General features: G+C 67.5%; 17 protein-coding genes. 8 read left to right on the top strand and 9 right to left on the bottom strand.

What is annotated here, in order from left to right:
* Window positions 1–3 precede the first annotated feature (3 nt).
* On the bottom strand, window positions 4–1,191 hold the full coding sequence (locus P3L18_RS12085) for an ATP-grasp domain-containing protein (protein WP_172398870.1): 1,188 nt from the start codon (window positions 1,189–1,191) through the stop codon (window positions 4–6).
* A gap of 108 nt (window positions 1,192–1,299) precedes the next feature.
* Between P3L18_RS12085 and P3L18_RS12080 the strand changes: the two genes are divergently transcribed.
* Window positions 1,300–2,565: an MFS transporter gene (locus P3L18_RS12080; protein WP_276114169.1), complete on the top strand. Its 1,266-nt coding sequence runs from the start codon at window positions 1,300–1,302 to the stop codon at window positions 2,563–2,565.
* A gap of 54 nt (window positions 2,566–2,619) precedes the next feature.
* On the opposite strand, the gene malQ is transcribed toward P3L18_RS12080, so the two are convergent.
* The gene (malQ, locus tag P3L18_RS12075; RefSeq protein ID WP_276114168.1) at window positions 2,620–4,788 is read right to left on the bottom strand and encodes a 4-alpha-glucanotransferase; all 2,169 of its coding nucleotides are present in this window, start codon (window positions 4,786–4,788) and stop codon (window positions 2,620–2,622) included.
* Window positions 4,789–4,920: 132 nt separating this feature from the next.
* Here malQ and P3L18_RS12070 point away from each other — a divergent pair, with 132 nt between their 5' ends.
* Window positions 4,921–5,535, top strand: coding sequence for a cysteine hydrolase (locus tag P3L18_RS12070; protein WP_276114167.1), 615 nt, complete (start codon window positions 4,921–4,923; stop codon window positions 5,533–5,535).
* Window positions 5,536–5,548: 13 nt separating this feature from the next.
* Here the strand turns inward: P3L18_RS12070 and P3L18_RS12065 are convergent, their stop codons facing one another.
* From P3L18_RS12065 to P3L18_RS12055, 3 genes are all read right to left on the bottom strand, one after another.
* The gene (locus tag P3L18_RS12065; protein WP_276114166.1) at window positions 5,549–6,874 is read right to left on the bottom strand and encodes an MFS transporter; all 1,326 of its coding nucleotides are present in this window, start codon (window positions 6,872–6,874) and stop codon (window positions 5,549–5,551) included.
* 91 nt (window positions 6,875–6,965) lie between these two features.
* The gene (locus P3L18_RS12060) at window positions 6,966–8,336 is read right to left on the bottom strand and encodes an FAD-binding oxidoreductase (protein ID WP_276114165.1); all 1,371 of its coding nucleotides are present in this window, start codon (window positions 8,334–8,336) and stop codon (window positions 6,966–6,968) included.
* Window positions 8,337–8,351: 15 nt separating this feature from the next.
* Window positions 8,352–9,032, bottom strand: coding sequence for an NAD(P)H-binding protein (locus P3L18_RS12055; protein WP_276114164.1), 681 nt, complete (start codon window positions 9,030–9,032; stop codon window positions 8,352–8,354).
* A 225-nt stretch (window positions 9,033–9,257) separates the two neighbouring features.
* Here P3L18_RS12055 and P3L18_RS12050 point away from each other — a divergent pair, with 225 nt between their 5' ends.
* Window positions 9,258–9,734, top strand: coding sequence for a MarR family transcriptional regulator (locus P3L18_RS12050; RefSeq protein WP_079930567.1), 477 nt, complete (start codon window positions 9,258–9,260; stop codon window positions 9,732–9,734).
* Window positions 9,735–9,767: 33 nt separating this feature from the next.
* Here P3L18_RS12050 and P3L18_RS12045 read toward each other — a convergent pair whose 3' ends face one another.
* The gene (locus P3L18_RS12045; protein ID WP_276114163.1) at window positions 9,768–10,619 is read right to left on the bottom strand and encodes a helix-turn-helix domain-containing protein; all 852 of its coding nucleotides are present in this window, start codon (window positions 10,617–10,619) and stop codon (window positions 9,768–9,770) included.
* A gap of 103 nt (window positions 10,620–10,722) precedes the next feature.
* On the opposite strand from P3L18_RS12045, the gene P3L18_RS12040 reads away from it, so the two are divergent.
* A complete protein-coding gene (locus P3L18_RS12040) occupies window positions 10,723–11,466 on the top strand; it encodes an SDR family NAD(P)-dependent oxidoreductase (RefSeq protein ID WP_079930569.1) in 744 nt (247 codons plus the stop codon).
* Between the two features lie 29 nt (window positions 11,467–11,495).
* Here the strand turns inward: P3L18_RS12040 and P3L18_RS12035 are convergent, their stop codons facing one another.
* The 3 genes from P3L18_RS12035 to P3L18_RS12025 form a co-directional block, all read right to left on the bottom strand.
* Entirely contained in the window at window positions 11,496–12,353 is an 858-nt protein-coding gene (locus P3L18_RS12035) for a ParA family protein (RefSeq protein WP_079930570.1), read from the bottom strand.
* Window positions 12,354–12,449: 96 nt separating this feature from the next.
* The gene (locus P3L18_RS12030) at window positions 12,450–12,683 is read right to left on the bottom strand and encodes a hypothetical protein (RefSeq protein WP_014360855.1); all 234 of its coding nucleotides are present in this window, start codon (window positions 12,681–12,683) and stop codon (window positions 12,450–12,452) included.
* A 62-nt stretch (window positions 12,684–12,745) separates the two neighbouring features.
* Entirely contained in the window at window positions 12,746–13,291 is a 546-nt protein-coding gene (locus P3L18_RS12025) for a hypothetical protein (RefSeq protein ID WP_014360856.1), read from the bottom strand.
* 183 nt (window positions 13,292–13,474) lie between these two features.
* Here P3L18_RS12025 and P3L18_RS12020 point away from each other — a divergent pair, with 183 nt between their 5' ends.
* The 4 genes from P3L18_RS12020 to P3L18_RS12005 all read left to right on the top strand — a co-directional run bounded on the left by P3L18_RS12020 (window position 13,475) and on the right by P3L18_RS12005 (window position 17,209).
* Window positions 13,475–13,948 carry an NUDIX domain-containing protein gene (locus P3L18_RS12020; protein WP_079930579.1) on the top strand — a complete coding sequence of 158 codons (474 nt, stop codon included), beginning with the start codon at window positions 13,475–13,477 and terminating at the stop codon, window positions 13,946–13,948.
* Between the two features lie 96 nt (window positions 13,949–14,044).
* Window positions 14,045–15,046 carry a zinc-binding dehydrogenase gene (locus P3L18_RS12015; protein ID WP_276114162.1) on the top strand — a complete coding sequence of 334 codons (1,002 nt, stop codon included), beginning with the start codon at window positions 14,045–14,047 and terminating at the stop codon, window positions 15,044–15,046.
* 61 nt (window positions 15,047–15,107) lie between these two features.
* Complete coding sequence (locus tag P3L18_RS12010; RefSeq protein WP_276114161.1) at window positions 15,108–15,938, top strand: aldo/keto reductase; 831 nt, start codon at window positions 15,108–15,110, stop codon at window positions 15,936–15,938.
* 83 nt (window positions 15,939–16,021) lie between these two features.
* Window positions 16,022–17,209, top strand: coding sequence for an aminotransferase class I/II-fold pyridoxal phosphate-dependent enzyme (locus P3L18_RS12005; protein WP_079930573.1), 1,188 nt, complete (start codon window positions 16,022–16,024; stop codon window positions 17,207–17,209).
* The last annotated feature ends 1 nt before the right edge of the window (window position 17,210 follow it).

Below are 17,210 nucleotides of genomic sequence, written 5' to 3'. Positions count from 1 at the left end.
TCATCAGGGGATCGGCGACCCGTCGTAGAGCACGTCGAAGAACTGGGTGGCCACCAGGGTCTCGCCCTTGACCCGGTTGATGCCGAGCTGTTTGCGATACGCCAGCACATGCTGCAGTGACAACGCCGAATACAGCAGTGGCAGATGATCTTTGCGCTGCTCGTACACGCCCTTCGCGCCGCGCGAGGCGCGCAGGTCCGCACGGGCACGACTCGGGTGCATGAGGGCGTCACGGATGACTGCGGCCCGGATCATCTTCTTGCGGCCCTCGGGCACGACGACGAGCTCACCGGGATCGAACAGCGCGGTGTCGAACTCCTCGGCGGTGGCCAGCGTGCACCCGGCGGTCGGGCGCGGGTTGCACTCGACCATGTGGTGCACCCCGTCGTCGGTCATCAGGTAGTCGAAGCTCAGTTGTCCGTGCCAATTCAGTTCGCGTGCAATGCGTTGCGCGGTTTCCAGCGACTGCGGCGAATCCACCGACCGGAAGACCACGCCCCCGCGGTTGTCGATCGCGAGCGGGTGTTCGTAGCAAGAATGCAGGACGACCTCGCCGTGGTGGACCACACTCCAGCTGCAGCGGTCGACGCCGGCCAGGAATTCCTGGACCAGCCAGGGGTCCTCGGGGGTGGGCGTGATGTCGTCGAGGTCGGTCTCGCCGGCGAGCGGTCCGGTGTTGGTGGCGATGTCGAGACCGCCGCGCCCGAAGGCCGCCCGAGCGAACCAGTGATCCCAACGGCCGGTCGCGGCACGCAGTTCCGCCGGGCTCGTCGCGGTGATCGTCTCGGCGACGGGTAGGCCCAGCCGCGCGCACAGTTCGGTGAAACCAACCTTGTCGTGCACCATGCGCAGGGTGTCGAAGTCGGGGAAGAACAACTCGACGTCGCGGCCGACGGCGAGCTGATCTCGATGCCTGGCGAGATAGAAGACGTCCTCGAACATCGGCAGCAGCCAGTTGATCCGCTCGGAGTCGAGAATCCCCGCGATGGCGTCGACGTAGGCCTGGGTTTCCTGGGTGGGTGCGGGCACCACCATGTGCTTGCTCGCGCCCCGCGAATGGTTGCCCGGGGCCGATCGGAAGGTGTCGGTCGCGACGACGAACCGGCCCGTCTCCCCCAGCTTGTGGATCTCGTCGACGGCGAAGGGCATCCGGGACGTGGTGACGAGGATTCTGGGATCGACAGGCGCCATGCCACGACGGTAGTGCACCGACGGTTCGCCGAGTGGATACTCCGGTCCGACCGCCACCGCGCATCACGTCGGTGAGCGCACGCCATCGGGGATACGCTGTGGAGGGTCATGGCTTCCCACACACCGACTCCCGGTCCCGGCGGAGGAGATCCGCGTCCCCCGACGCGCCGCACACTCGGTGCGGGATCGGCGTTCGCCGCCGCCGTCGCCGCGTTCGCCGTGGTGATGATGGGCACCACGCTGCCGACGCCGCTCTACGCGATCTATGGCGCCGAATTGGGCTTCGGCGTCAGGACCACGACGGTGATCTTCGCCGTCTACGCCGCCGGGGTCATTGCGGCGCTCATCGTGTTCGGCCGCTGGTCAGACGTCATCGGCCGACGGCCGCTGTTGCTGGCGGGCGTCGTCATCTCCGCGATCAGTGCCGTCGTCTTCGTCACCGCGGGCGGGCTGGCCGAGCTCCTGGCCGGGCGCGTCATCTCGGGGCTGTCGGCGGGTATCTACACCGGCACCGCGACGGCGGCGGTGATCGAACTGGCCCCGCGATCCTGGCAGTCGCGCGCTCCGGCGATCGCCACCGCCGCGAACATGGGCGGGCTGGGACTCGGCCCGCTGGTGGCGGGCATTCTCGCCCAGTACGTCCCCGCGCCCCTGCACACCGTCTTCGTGGTCGACCTGATGGCGCTCGCCGTGGTCGGGGTGGCGATCTGGTTCGTCGCCGAACCCGCACGCCTGCGGCCCGGGGCCCGGCTGGGCGTGCAGCGACTGTCGGTGCCACCGCAAGTACGCGAGGTGTTCACCGGGCCGGCGATCGCAGCTTTCGCCGGATTCGCGGTCCTGGGCACCTTCACCGCGGTGGCGCCGTCATTTCTCGCCAAGGTGATCGGCATCGACAATCATGCCGCCGCCGGGGCACTCGTCGCGGTCCTACTCGCGTCGTCGGCGACCATTCAGATCCTCGGGCGCAACGCGCCCACCGGTGCGGCGCTGATCACCGGGTGCGCGACGCTCGTCGTCGGGGTGGCTGTCCTGGCCTGGTCACTGGCCGCGGCGTCGCTGACCCTGATGATCGTCGGTGCGGTGATCGCCGGTGCCGGGCAAGGTATTTCGTTCAGCAAGGGCATGGCGGCGGTGGTCGCGGCGAGCCCACCGGACCGGCGCGCGGAGGTGACGTCCACCTATTTCGTCGTCGCCTACATCGCGCTGTCGGTCCCGATCATCGGGCAGGGCATCGCCGCGGCCCACTGGGGTCTGGTGACCGCCGGGATCGCCTTCGACGTCGGGGTCGGGGTGCTGTGCGCGGTCGCGATGGTTCTCATCGCCGTGGCGTTGCGCCGGGGCCGAACGGCCGGGCGGGACTCGGCCACATCCTAGGTCTCACCGCCGGGGCGCGCCGTCATCCACGGACGTCATCACCCGAGAAAGCCCTCACCACAGGAAGTCATCGTCCTCGCGAGATCCACCCCCGACGCCCGCGTCCTCGAGCGCGGCCACCAGCGAGGCGAACCGCGCGTTCGACGGCAGGTCCTCGACGAGCACCGGACGCAGCTCGTCGTCGGCGAGGGGGATACACCAGTTGGGATATTGATCGCCGTCGGTGCCGGGCTGGTTCTGGATGCGCCGTTCCCCGACCGCGTCCACCAGCGCCACCCCCAACAGCAGTGACGGGCTCGCCGCGATGAGTTGGTAGAGAGCGTTGATCGTCCGTGGATCGGTCAGCGGGATGTCCGGTGACCACAGGCCACGCTCGATCGCCAGCGCGAGGATCGCGTCGCGGTCGCGTTCCTCGCGGGCCCGGTCGTCGTCCTCGCTCTCGGTGAGCAGTCCGAGTTCGGCCCGCAGGGTGATGTGGTCGCCGGCGAGATAGCCGACCGTCGGTGGCAGATCGTGGGTGGTGACCGAGGTCAGACACAACTCCCGGTACTCTTCGGGCGGAATGGGCGCGTACTCACCGTGCTCGAACCACAGGATCGAGCAGCCGAGGATGCCGCGCGCGGCCAGCGTGTCCTGCACCGTCTTCTCGAACACGCCGAGGTCTTCGCCGATGACGACGGCCCCGGCGCGTTGTGCCTCCAGCGCGAGGATCCCGATCAACGCGTCGTGGTCGTAGCGGACGTAGGTGCCCTCGGCCGCGGATCGTCCCTCGGGAATCCACCACAGCCGGAACAGACCGAGGATGTGGTCGACGCGCAGACCACCGGCGTGGCGCAGCACGGTGCGCAGCATGTCGCGATAGGCCGCATATCCCGACTCGGCGAGTCGTCGCGGATGCCACGGTGGCTGATTCCAGTTCTGGCCTTGCTGATTGAAGCCGTCCGGCGGTGCGCCGACCGTCGCACCGGTGGCGAGGACCTCGCCGAGGGACCACACGTCGGCGCTGTCGCGACCCACTCCGACGGCGAGGTCGGCGATGATGCCGATACGCATTCCCGCCGCCAGTGCGGCGTGCTGGGCCCGGGCGAGTTGTTCGTCGCAGATCCATTGCAGCCACGTGTGGAACTCGATGCGTCCGGCCAGCCGTCGGCGCTCGGTCTCGACGAAGACCGGATCACCGAGTTTGTCGGACCACGCCGGACTGTCCCGCCCGTATTCCTCGACCAGCGCGCACCAGGTGGCGAAATCACGCAGGCCGGCGCCCTCACGACGACGGAACTGCCGGTACGCTGCGGCACGCGCCGCTCGCAGCGGAACCGCGTGCAGCAGCTCCAGCGCGGTCAGCTTTGCACGGAAGGCCTTGTTGCGCTTGATCTTCTTCGTCGAGACGTCGTCGGCGACAAAACTCTTGGCGAGTTTGTCGACACGTTTGCGGTCGGCCTTGGGCAGATTGACGTACTCCGCGATGTCGGTGATCGCGATGTAGAGGGGATTGACGAATCGGCGGGTCGCCGGCAGGTACGGCGAGTTCTCGATCGGGGGCACCGGCTGCGCGGCGTGCAGCGGGTTCACTTGGACGAAGTCGGCGCCGTAGGTGCTGGCCGTCTCGGCGGCGATCTCGGCGAGGTCGGCGAAGTCACCGACTCCCCATGACCGTGCGGAGCGCACCGAATACAGCTGCAGCGCCGTCCCCCAGCGCTGCTCACCGCGCAGGGCGTCGGCGGTTCTCAGTCGCCGGGGCGTCACGATCAACGGCGCCGTCGCCGTGCTCCCGCTGATCTCGTCGGTGACCGAGATCGTGTGATATCCCGGCGAGAGTCCTTCCGGGACTGCGAAACTCGCGCGTCCGGTGAGCACGCCGTCGACGGGGCGCGGTTCCCACCACACGTCGAGTTGTACCGGGCGCACCAGGTCTCCGGCTTCGGTGGTGACCTCGACCTCCACGGGATTGCCGTGGGGCACATGGACCCAGAACACCGCGGCGTCGCCCTCGGTGACCACGGTGACCGGCGGGACCAACGCGCGCCAGTCGTCGATCTCGGCGTCGACGAGGGCGGCGTCGATCTCGGCGTCGGTGTCGGCGGCGATACCCATCGCCCCCAGCACCGCGCGCAGGGTCACCGCACTCACCTCGTGTTCGGCGGAGTCCCATCCCACATAGCTGGTCGCCACACCGGTGCGGCGCGCCAGCTCGGCCAGTCGTTGCCCTACCGAATCGGTCACGACTGCATCGTCTCATCGTCGGGGTCGTGGCGCTCGGGTTGCCGAGGACGCCGCCGAGGACTTGAATCAAGTGTGGCGTAGCTCACCCGGTGAGTTCGCCTGCATCTGTACCGCCCCGAGTGAGGAATCCCCATGTCCGACACGCTCACCCTCGATCCCGCCACCACCGCTCTCGTCCTCATCGAGTTCCAGAACGAGTTCACCTCCGACGGCGGTGTGCTGCATGATGCGGTCGCCGAGGTGATGGACAAGACCGACATGCTCACCAACACCACCTCGCTGGTGCAGGCTGCCCGCGAGGCCGGGGTGACGATCATGCATGCCCCGATCACCTTCGCTCCCGGCTACGGCGAACTCACCCGACACCCGTACGGGATCCTCAAGGGCGTCGTCGACGGCAACGCCTTCGTGAAGGGCACGTGGGGTGCGCAGATCGTCGACGAATTGGCACCCGCCGACGGCGACATCCTCATCGAGGGCAAGCGCGGACTCGACACCTTCGCCTCGACCAACATCGATTTCATCTTGCGCAGCAAGGGAATCGAGACGGTGATCCTCGCCGGATTCCTCACCAACTGCTGTGTGGAATCGACGATGCGTTCGGCGTACGAGAACGGATACCGGGCGATCACGCTCACCGACTGCACCGCGGCGACCTCGGTCGCCGAACACGACAACGCGATCTCCTTCGACTACCCCATGTTCTCGCATCCGGTCGAGTCCGCCGACGTGCGTGCGGCGCTGTGAGCCGCCCGACTCCTCAGAGGTGCAGGTCGCGCTGCCGGATCGCCGCCGTCGCGGCCACGCTGATCAGTCCGGTCGCCACCAGGTAACCCGCCGCCCACCACGGCGAGCCGCCACCGGCACCGATGAGTGCGGTCAGGATCAGCGGTGTCAGACCCGAGGCATAGATGCCGGAGAACTGGTAGACGACCGAGAGTCCGGTGTAACGCACCGGCGTCGGGTAGAGCGAGGCGAACAAGGTGCCCTGGGCGCCGTAGAACAGTGCGTGGACCACACCGAAGACGATCACGAGTCCGACGGTGAACCACACCAGGTTCTCGGTGCCGAACAGTGCGAAGACCGGATAGACCGCGACCGCGTAGGCGATCATGCCGATCAGGTAGATGCGTCGCGGCCCGTAGCGGTCGGTCAGCACCCCCGACATCGGCAGGCCCACCGCCATCACCAGAGCCGCGATGGTGACCGATACCAAGACCGGCACGCGAGGTAGGCCCAGACTGCCGGTGGCGTAGGCGATCGCGAACACGCCCCAGGTGTTGAACGCCGATCCCTCACCCCAGCGGGCGAGCAGACCGAGGACGGTGTTGCGGGTGTTGGGTGGGAGGACGACGTCGCGCAGCGGGGCACTCGACTTCTGCTCGAGCTCGGCGACCTCACGGAAGGCCGGGGTCTCCGAGACCTTCAGCCGCACCACGAATCCGATGACCACCAGCACGATGCTCAACAGGAACGCGATCCGCCATCCGTAGACCAGGAAGTCGTGATCGTCGAAGGCCACCTGGAGTATCGCGAAGACACCGGTGCCCAACGCGAGCCCGAGCGCCAGGCCGATCTGCGGGATCGACCCGAACAGACCACGACGCCGCGCCGGGCTGTGTTCGACGGCGAGCAGAACCGCGCCGGCCCATTCGCCGCCGAGGGCGAACCCCTGCAGGATGCGCAGGCACAGCAGCAGTACCGGGGCGAGGAACCCGATCTGCGCGGCGGTCGGCAGGACACCCATGAGTGCCGTCGCCGCGCCCATCAGGACCATCGTCACCGCGAGGGTGCGTTTGCGGCCGATGCGGTCGCCGATGTGTCCGAACACGACACCACCGATCGGACGCACGACGAAGCCGACGGCAAAGGTCGCGAACGACAACAACGTTCCGACGAAGCTGCTCTGATCGGGAAAGAAGACCTTGGAGAACACCAGGCTCGCGGCGGTCGCGTAGAGGAAGAAGTCGTACCACTCGATGGTGGTGCCGAGCAGGCTGGCGGCGACGACCGTGCGTAGCCGGCGCCGCCGTGCGGCGTCGTCCTCGGCGAGAACGTCGGTGATGTCGGTCAGGGTGGAACTCACAAGTGCTCCACCGTAGGGATGCGTTCTGGGCACGACCAGGGTCACGATCACCGTGATCGTAATGTGGCGTGGCCGTGCGGCGCGGCTCGACTCAGCCGAAGAGCACTCCGGGATTGAGCAGACTCTGCGGATCGAGGGCGTCCTTGATGGCGCGCATCGTGGCCAGGTCGGTCGGCGAACGACCGAGTCGGATCCACGCCGTCTTTGCCCGGCCGATCCCGTGTTCGGCGCTGATGCTGCCGCCCAGCCGGGCGACGATCCCGAAGACGGCGTCGGTCACGGCGTCGGTCGCCTCGACCGGCACATCGAGGAGATTCACGTGGATGTTGCCGTCGCCGATGTGCCCGAACAGGATGGGGCGGCAGGCGACGTCGAGATGATTAGGCAGGTCCTGTAATTCGGCAATGGCGTGCGGAAGGGACCGGATCGGGAACGACACGTCGAGTTTGACGACCGGGGTCGTGGTGGCCCGGGCGATGGCCTCGGTGTGGCTCTCCCGGATCTCCCACAGGGCCCGCGCGGGTCCTGGTTCGAGCACGGCGTCGACGATGCCGTCGGCGTCGTCGAGGAGGTCGATGACTGCGGCCTCGGTGTCGCCGGCGCCGGAGACCTCGAGCAGCAGATGGTAGGGAGCGGGGGTGGAGACCGGACGTCGGCTGCCGTGTTCGGTAACGAGGTCGACACCCTCGCGGGTCATGAACTCGGCGGCCTCGATCGCCAGACCTGCCTCGCGGGCCCGCCCGATCAGGGTGAGCGCGTCGGCCACCCGCTCGAGTGCGGCCACGACGACAACGGTCGCGACCGGCGGGCCGACCAACCGGAACAACACTCTGGTGATGATGGCCAGAGTGCCCTCACTCCCGGCGAGCAAGCCCGGGATATCATATCCCACATTGTCTTTCACGAGCGGCGACCAGCGTCGCAGGACGTCGCCATCGGCGCGGACGGCCTCGATGCCGAGTAACGCCGCTCGGGTGTTGCCGTGCCGGATCATGCGGATGCCACCGGCGTTGGTGGCGACGACACCACCCGCGGTGGCGCTGTCCCGGGAGGCGAGGTCGACCGGGAACATCAGCCCGTGGACCGCGGCGTGCGCATCGATGGCGGCGATCGTCGCTCCCGCCTGCGCGCCCACGCATCGTCCGATCGGGTCGACCTCGTCGAGATCGGTCATCCGCGCCGTACTGAGCACGATGCGTCGGCGCCCATCTGCGGTCGCCGGCGGCACCGACCCGCCGACGAGGCCTGTGTTGCCGCCCTGAATACAGACCTGAATCTGCTGAGCTGCAGCCACTTTCATCACAGCAGCCACCTCGTCGACGGTGCGCGGGCGGACCACCGCATCGGCGATGCCGGTATAGCGGCCCATCCAGTCGACGAGGTATCCGGCCATGGCGTCGTCGTCGGTGAGCACGTTGCGCTCACCGACGATCTTCGCGAGAGCCGGCTCGAAACCGCTCATGTCAGTGCGTCTCGCTCAGGCCAGCGCCTTCTCGATCGGCACGTCGCCGTCGTTGAACTCGATGACCCGCTTCGCGGTGGCCGGATCGGCGATCACCGCCGCGGCGACCGCGGCGACGTTGTCGCGACTGACCTCGCTCTTGGATGTCGTGCTCCCCGATGTTCCGGATCCGGCGGAGTTGTCCGATCCCCCGACCTCGATGTGGCCGGAGCCCGGGTCGTCGGTGAGTCGGCTCGGCCCGAGAATCGTCCAGGCCAGATCGGTGCTCGTGAGATGGGCGTCGGCCGCAGCCTTGGCCTCGGCATAGGCGTAGAACGAATCATCTTCGGGGACACCGTGATCGGGTCCGGCACCGAAATACGAGACCATGACGTAGCGCGGCACGCCGGCCGCCGCTGCGGCGTCGATGGAGCGGATCGCGGCATCGCGGTCGACCGCGAAGGTGCGCTCGGGGTTGCCGCCACCGGCACCTGCCGACCACACGACGACGTCGTGCCCGGCGAGCACCTCGGCGATGGCCCCGGTGTCGAGGTGCTCCACATCGGCGACGACGGGCGTGGCGCCGGTCGCGATGATGTCGTCACTCTGCGCCTGGTTGCGGATCACCGAGCTGACCGCGTCGCCTCGTGCGGTGAGCAGCCGCGCCAGTCGCAGCGCGATCTTCCCGTGTCCCCCGATGATGATCACTCGTGCCACAGTGCACCTCGTTTTCGTGTTGGGTTCTGATTCGTCTTGGGCGGTCGGGTGCGGTTCGTCGCCATCCCGCCCTACTCCACCGTAAGCGCACGTCGACGGCGAGAATTCCCCGCTGTGAAACCGAGCACGCCCGAAGTACACATCAGAGCATCCCGGCTTTACTGTTCGCTTACTTAGCACCAGGAAACTATATTCGGCGGCGTACCTCCCGGAAGGAGCGTTCCGATGTCGACGACCGCACCGGACACCACGACCGCTGTCGAGGCCACCGCCACGCCCGACACCTCTGACGTCGCGGTTCTCTATCACCACCTGGTTCGGATCACGCGATCACTGCGCACCGGCGGCCAGGGCGTGCTCAGCGCGGGTGTGGCCTCGGCGCTGTGGACGATCATCAATCACGGTCCGCTGCGTCTGTCCGAACTCGCCGACCGGGAGTCGGTGACGATGCCGACGATGTCGCGCATCGTCGCCTCCCTGGAACAGCAGGGCTTCGTCGAGCGCGCGCCCGACCCCGACGACGGGCGCGCACGACAGCTCGTCGCGACCATCGCGGGCACCGAACACATCAACCAAGCACGCTCGGCGAGGGCCCAGATCCTCGGTGCGGCCATGGAACGCCTTGACCCGCAGATGCGCTCACATCTGACCGAGGGCGTGGTGGCCCTCGCCGCAGCTCTGGCCGACGACGAGCCCACCTGATCTCGATGAGCACGGGGTCGCACCCCGATGACCTCAGACCATGACCGCCGAGAGCATCGACAGTTTCTCGTGGCTTTCGCTTCCGGGTATCGCGGTGTACACCAGCAGGGCGTGCGCGCGGTCCGGGTCGAGGAGCGTCTGACAATTCACCTCGATCAGGCCGAGGTCGGGATGCAGGAGACGCTTGACGTCGTCGGCGAGTCGGGTGCCGACGTCGTGCTCGTCCCACAATTCGGCGAACTGCGGACTCTGCGAACGTAATTCGTCGGCCACCTGCGCCGCACGCGACCGCGGGCCCTGCATCGTCACCGCTGTCCGCAGGCGCGCGGTGTGCGCTCGAGCATGATGGTCGTGATCGGCCTCGGGAAACCGTGCGCGTGTCGCCTCATCGGTGAACCACCGGTAGGTGATGCTGCGGCGATACCCGGTGTGAACACTGTCGTCACCGATGAGCGCCACGCACAACGCGTTCTGCCACAACGTTTCTCCCGCACTGTTGACGACCATCGCCGGGGTGTCGGCGAGCCGGTCGACGATCCGCATCATGCCGGGTCCGACGTGATCGTCGTGCGCCATCCGATCCGGTGGATTCAGACCGGCCAGCCGGAACAGGTGGTCGCGTTCGTCGAGCCGCAGGTGCAGCGCCTGGGCGATCGCGGCGATCATCTGCGCCGACGGATGCGGCCCACGCAGCTGTTCGAGCCGGCTGTAGTAGTCGGTCGACATCCCGGCCAACTGCGCCAACTCCTCGCGACGCAGCCCGCGGGTGCGTCGGCGGACTCCGGCGGGCAGCCCGACGTCGGCCGGTTGCAGCGCATCGCGCCGGGAACGCAGGAACTGTGCGAGTCCGGCTCGGTCGATGGTGGTTCCGAGGCTGGTGATCATCTGTCCACACCTACTCCGGCCGGCCGGCACGATCCAGGGATCACCGATCCGTGGATGGGTAGGCCCTGGCGGGCAGGGGCACACCGATGGTGAAGTGGCATCCATGAAACTCACCGACAACACCGTCTTCATCCCCGGCGCGACCTCGGGCATCGGCCTGGGGTTGGCACTGCGCCTGCACGAGCTCGGCAACACCGTGATCATCGGTGGACGCCGTACGGCGCTGCTGGACGAGATCGCCACGGCCCACCCCGGCATCCACACCGTCCGCATCGACACCGCCGATGCCGACGACATCACCCGGGTGAGCACCGAAGTGCAGCAACGTTTTCCCGAGACCAACGTGCTCATCGCAATGGCCGGGATCATGCGCCCGGAAGACTTGACCACAAGCGGTTTCCTCGACACCGCGGAGGCCGTGGTGACAACCAACATCCTGGGACCGTTGCGACTGGTCGCCGCGTTCACCGAATTCCTCTCCGGCCGTCCCGACGCCACCATTATCACCGTCTCCTCGGGACTCGCCTTCACCCCGATGGTCGCCACCGCGACCTACAGCGCCTCCAAGGCGGCGATTCACTCATTCACCGACTCGTTGCGAGTGCAGTTGGCGCCCAAGGGGATCGACGTCCTGGAGCTGGTCCCTCCGGCCGTACAAACCGACCTCATGCCCGGACAGGCGCAGGCCGAGTGGGCGATGCCGCTCGAGGAATTCCTCGACGAGGTGCTGAGCCTGCTGCCCGACGCGACCGATGAGATCCTCGTCGAACGGGTCAAGCCGCTGCGCCATTCGGAGGCGCAGGGCACGCGTCGTGAGCTCATCGAGCAACTGGCCCAGCTGAGCTGATCGATGTGTCCGCCGGCGAGTGCCCGCGGTCAGGGGAGTTTGACCAACGCTTCGGTCATGACCGCACGCGTGAGTGCCTCGAACTGCTCGTAGTGGCCATGATGGCCGTACTTGGCGCGCAGCGTCGGCCACGGCTCGAACGCGGCGGCCGCGCCGACGACGTTGCCCTCGTGGATGTAGGCGGGCAGCACGTTCTGGATGGTGGTGTCACGACGCAGCCGCTTGACCGTGTCCTGGTGCAACACCGACGACGGCCGGTACTTGCTGATGACGACTCCGAGCTCGCGGATGTCGCGTCCGATCTCTTCGGCAAAGTCGGCGACGTGCCGCTGGACATGCGGAATGGCGTAGGTGGACAACACGTCCGGGATGGTCGGGATGAGGAAGCCGTCGGCGCAGGCGAGTCCGTTGAGGGTGAAGGGTCCCATGGTGGGTGGGCAGTCGATCAGGACGAAGTCGTAGTCGTCGGCGACGGGTGCGATGGCGCGGCGCAGGATCTCCACGGCGGCGGCGTGGTCGTCGGCCAGTACCCGCCGCGCACTCAACTCCTCGGCGAGCTCGATCAGGTCCAGCGATGCCGGTAGCAGGTCCACACCGGTGACCTCCGCCACCGACGACACCCCACGCTGTAGCACGGCCTCACGATCGAAATACGCGGTCCCGTCGAGGGCGTCGGAGAACAGCGTGGCAAGGGTCCGGCCCCGATCGTTGAGTTCGAGCCAACGCTCGGGGCCGATCATGACCGTCGTCAGGCTGGTCTGGGCGTCCAGATCGATCAGGAGCACCCGTTTGCCGAATACGGCGGACAAGAATTCGGCGACCCCGGCGGTCACCGTCGTCTTGCCCACCCCGCCCTTCAGACTGATGGTGGCGATCACCCTCGGCATGAGGGGAGGGTAACCGCAGTGGGGTCATCGTCGCAGGTCGACGCTTTCTCTGCGAGTCTGCGTCGGCTGGTCTGATCCGGCTCCCCCTCTCCGGGATCAGAAGCCGGACGACGTGGGTCCGCCCTTGCTGCGGGAGGCCCGGAACAGCATGATCGCACCGTAGACGGCCAGGCCGATCAGACCGATCCAGAACAGTCCCTTGAGGATTGGTCCGAGCATCGCCAGTGCGATGAGGACGATCGCGATGATGCCCAGGACCTTCCAGAAGTTCGGGCCGTTGCGGCGTGCGCTGCCGTCGTGGGTGGTGGTGGCGTCTGTTGTGGTGTTCATGACTCCACCATGCGCCGTCCGTCGGCCGAATTCACTGGTCAGCACGGTTTCTGGGGGAAAGATCAGGGGTCTCCCCCATCCGAGCCGCGCCCTGCGGCGCGGGCCCGGGGGTCGGGGTCACCGGTGGTGTAGTGGCAACCCAGGACTGCGGGACCACTGATCGCACGGCGGTCCCGAAACCAGGCGACGCACACGTCCGCGACGCAGCCGCGTGAACGGGTGAGCAGATATCCGTGCGTGCAATCACGGAACCGATCCTCGTAGTTCCAGCGGTCGAGCATCGCGCGCGGTACCGCGTATCCGGCAACCGCCGGGATGGTCATCACTGTCGTCGAGAGCCTGACCATGAAGGTTTGGTCACGCAGTACCAGGATCTGAGCACACGGCACGTCGCCGGCATCGTCGGAGTCGTCGTACTCGGCGGGACCGAGGTCGAGGACGCCGCCGGCGGGGATGCCCGCCACCGAGTCGGCGAGCCAGTCACGCATCGCCGTCCAGGCCAGGACCGGATCGGGTTCGCCTGTTTCGGGCGTGACGAGATCGGGTGTGTTGGGGTCGGGTGTGTTGGGGTCGGGAGCATCGAAATCGGGGGTGTGTGGGTCGAACACCGTGGCCTCCTCTGCGTCGGGATGGGCCCAGTGAAGCATCGGCCACCGACAATAACTCGAACGCGAGTGCGAACCGTCGACGGCGGTCGCCTCACCAGCGGGAATGTGAACACGGTCACCGGCGCTGGCGCGGCGCGCCCGCGCGCCCGGCGGTGTGCGGATGCGGAAGGCAAGATCGTCATCATGCCGATCCCCGAATTCATCCGTGATCTTCGTGCGCACGTCGGACATGCCCCGCTGTGGCTGTCGGGGGTCAGCGGGGTCGTGGTCGACGACTCCGGCCGCGTGTTGCTGACCCACCGAGCCGACACCGAGGAGTGGGCAGTGGTCTCGGGGGTCCTCGAGCCCGGCGAAGAACCCGCGCACGCGATCGTTCGGGAGATCGCCGAGGAAACCGGGATCACCGCGGTCGTCGACCGTCTGACGAGTATCGACGTGACACCGATGATCACCTATCCGAACGGGGACCAGACGCAGTATCTCGACGTGTGCTTCCTCGCGCGGCACGTCGACGGCGAACCACGCGTCGGCGACGACGAGAACCTCGCGGTGGCCTGGTTTTCCCCCGACGATCTGCCGGAGCCGCTCGCGGAGACCACCCGCCACCGTGTGGCCCGTGCGCTCGACGGCGACGAACGCGCCTGGTTCCATCGCTGAGGTCGATCTCGCTGAGGTCAATGTCCTGAGGTCAATGTCCCTGAGGTCAACGTCACCGTCGGAATATCGCGCGGCCCGGGTGTCCTTGAACCGAACATGGCCGATTCCCCGAACACCAACACCCCAGACACCAACGACAACACCCTCGACATCGACTCCGCTGCGGTGACTGCCCGTCAGGTCGTCGCCGTGCGGTACGGCGATCCGGTCGACGTCCTCAAGATCGTCGAGGTCGAGTTGCCTGCCCCCGATCAGGGGCAGGTGGTGGTGGCGGTCGAGGCGATCGGGGTGAATCCGATCGACGCGAAGATCGTCCGGGGTGTCATGGGCACCGACGAGTCCGCGTTACCGCGACCGATCGGCAACGAACTCTCGGGCACCGTCCGAGCCGTCGGACCAGGCACCAACGATTTCGCCGTCGGCGATCCGGTTATCGGCTATCCGGTCCCCGGCGCGTACGCCGACCACGTCGTGGTCGGCACCGACCGGCTCCATCGCCGACCCGAAAGCCTCGACGTGCAGCGCGCCGCCGGCCTGTTGCTGGCGGGCGTGACGGCCGCTGATGCCGTCGCCACCGCACAGATCGCCGGCGGCGACGTCGTCGTTGTGCACGGCGGCGCGGGTGCGGTCGGTGTCGTCGCCGTCCAGCTCGCGGTGAAGGCCGGGGCGACGGTCATCGCCACCGCCGCGCAGACCAATCACGCATATCTGCGCGGACTCGGGGCGATCCCGGTCACCTACGGCGATGGGCTGATCGAGCGCATCCGTGAGGGCGCACCCGGCGCGGTCACCGCAGCCGTCGACACGGTCGGCACGGACGAGGCGATCGACGTCTCGCTGGAACTTGTCGTCGATCGTTCACGCATCGTGAGCATCGCCGCCTTCGGACGCGCAGCGGAAGGAATCGTGGTGATTGCCGGGCCGAGCGCCGCCAGCAATCGCCACAGGGCCGAGGCGATCGAACCGCTGATCGCCTCGGCCGCCGACGGGTCCCTCGTGACCGAGGTCGCCGCGACGTACCCTATGGACAGGGCCGGTCACGCGTTGGCCGACCTGTCCGGGCGCCACCCCCGGGGCAAGTTCGTCCTCCTCCCGTGAGGCATTCCCCTCGTACGCACCCGGCGGGTCCACACTCCACCATCACAGTGAAAGGTGTTCCATGACAGTCCCTTCCATCACACTCAACAATGGCGTCGAGATTCCTCAGCTCGGTTTCGGTGTCTTCCAGATCAAGCCCGAGGACACCGTCGAGGCCACCCTCTCGGCCCTCGAGGTGGGCTATCGTCACATCGACACCGCGCAGATGTACGGGAACGAAGCCGAAGTCGGTGAGGCAGTGCGCAAGTCAGGCGTACCGCGCGAGGAGGTATTCATCACCACCAAGCTCAACAACAGCTTTCACGCCTTCGACGACGCCCTCGAGGCCACCGACAAGTCCCTGGAACGGCTCGGTGTCGAGCACGTCGACCTGTATCTGATCCATTGGCCACTGCCCGACGTCGGCGATTTCGTCGAGACCTGGAAGGCCATGGAAAAGATCTACACCGACGGCAAGGCCCGCGCGATCGGTGTCTCCAACTTTCAGAAGCATCACCTCGAGCGCCTGTTCGCCGAGACCGAGGTCGTGCCCGCGGCCAACCAGATCGAGGTGCATCCCTACCTCACCCAGAACCCGTTGCGCGCCTTCAATTCCGAACACAACATCGCCACCGAGGCATGGTCGCCGATTGCGCAGGGCGACGTCCTCGATGATCCGGTGCTGAAGAAGATCGCCGAGGAGAAGGGCCGCACGGTGGCACAGGTGGTGTTGCGCTGGCACATTCAGCGCGGCGACATCGTCTTCCCCAAGTCGGTGACGCGCTCGCGGGTCGAGGAGAACTTCGCACTCTTCGACTTCGATCTGTCCTCCGAGGACATGGCTGCCGTCGACGGCCTCAACAAGGACAAGCGGCGCGGACCCGATCCCGACACGTTCAATTACGTTCCCTGACCGACCCCGTGTCCTGACCCAACTTTGACCTGACCGGCCCACCCACCGACCCCTCCGGCGCGCGCCGTGAGCAGAATGTGTCCATGCACATCTCGCGGCGCGCGCACCGGGTGGCACCCTTCTACGCGATGGAGTTCGCCAAGAAGGCCGCGGCCGTGGAGGCGGCCGGGCACAGGGTCATCCGACTCAACATCGGCGAACCGGATTTCGGCCCGCCCCCGCAGTTCCTCGCCGCAGCCCGCGACGCCGCCGACGGCCGGCCGATGGCCTACACCGAGGCCCTCGGCACCGTCGAGCTGCGCGAGGCGATCGCCGGGTTCTACGCGACGCACTTTCGCGCCGAGGTCGATCCGCGTCGGGTCGCCGTCACCACCGGCGCCTCGGCGGCGCTGCTGCTGACCTGCGCTGCGCTGATCGACGACGGCGACGGGGTGCTCATCGGCGACCCGTCCTATCCGTGCAATCGGCAGTTCGCCGAGAGCTTCGGAGCGCGGGTGTCGTTGATTCCCACGACACCGGAGACGTATTACCAACTGACACCGGACCTCGTCACACGGTCTTGGCACGAGGAGACACGCGGGGTGATCGTGGCCTCGCCGTCGAATCCGACGGGCACCTCGATCCCCCACGACGACCTGCGTCGGCTGTGTCGCGAGGTCGGCGATCGCGGTGGGTGGAGCATCGTCGACGAAATCTACCTGGGCCTCGCCGATCCCGACGCCGACGGCCATCCGCCGCGCAGTGTGCTCACCGACCCGACCGCAACGGCGTCGACCGTCGTCATCAACAGTTTCTCCAAGTACTTCGGCATGACCGGATGGCGGCTGGGGTGGGCGATCCTGCCCGACGGCCTCGTCGACGTCGTCGAGCGGCTCGCGCAGAACTACTACGTCAGCCCGCCGGCCCCGGCGCAGCACGCGGCATTGAGCTGTTTCACCCCGGAGTCGCTCGGTGTCGCCGAGGATCGTCGACGGGAGTTCGTCAATCGCCGTCGCCTCGTCCTCGACGGCCTCGAGCGCATCGGCCTACCCGTCCCGGTCCCGCCGGACGGCGCGTTCTACGTCTACATCGACGTCTCGCCGACGGGCCTGGGGTCGGCGGAGTTCTGCGACCGTGCCCTGCTCGAGGCGCACGTCGCGCTCACCCCGGGCAAGGATTTCGGCGTCGCCACCGCCGACGACCACATCCGGCTGTCGTATGCGGCCTCGACCGCCGATCTCACCGACGCACTCGAGCGGTTGGAGCGCTTCGTCGGCGACCTGGCAGGGTAGT

Origin of the sequence: Gordonia sp. N1V (genome assembly GCF_029269935.1) — a bacterium.
Taxonomy (GTDB): Bacteria; Actinomycetota; Actinomycetes; order Mycobacteriales; family Mycobacteriaceae; genus Gordonia; species Gordonia polyisoprenivorans.
This window is presented reverse-complemented; position numbering and strand designations above follow the sequence as displayed.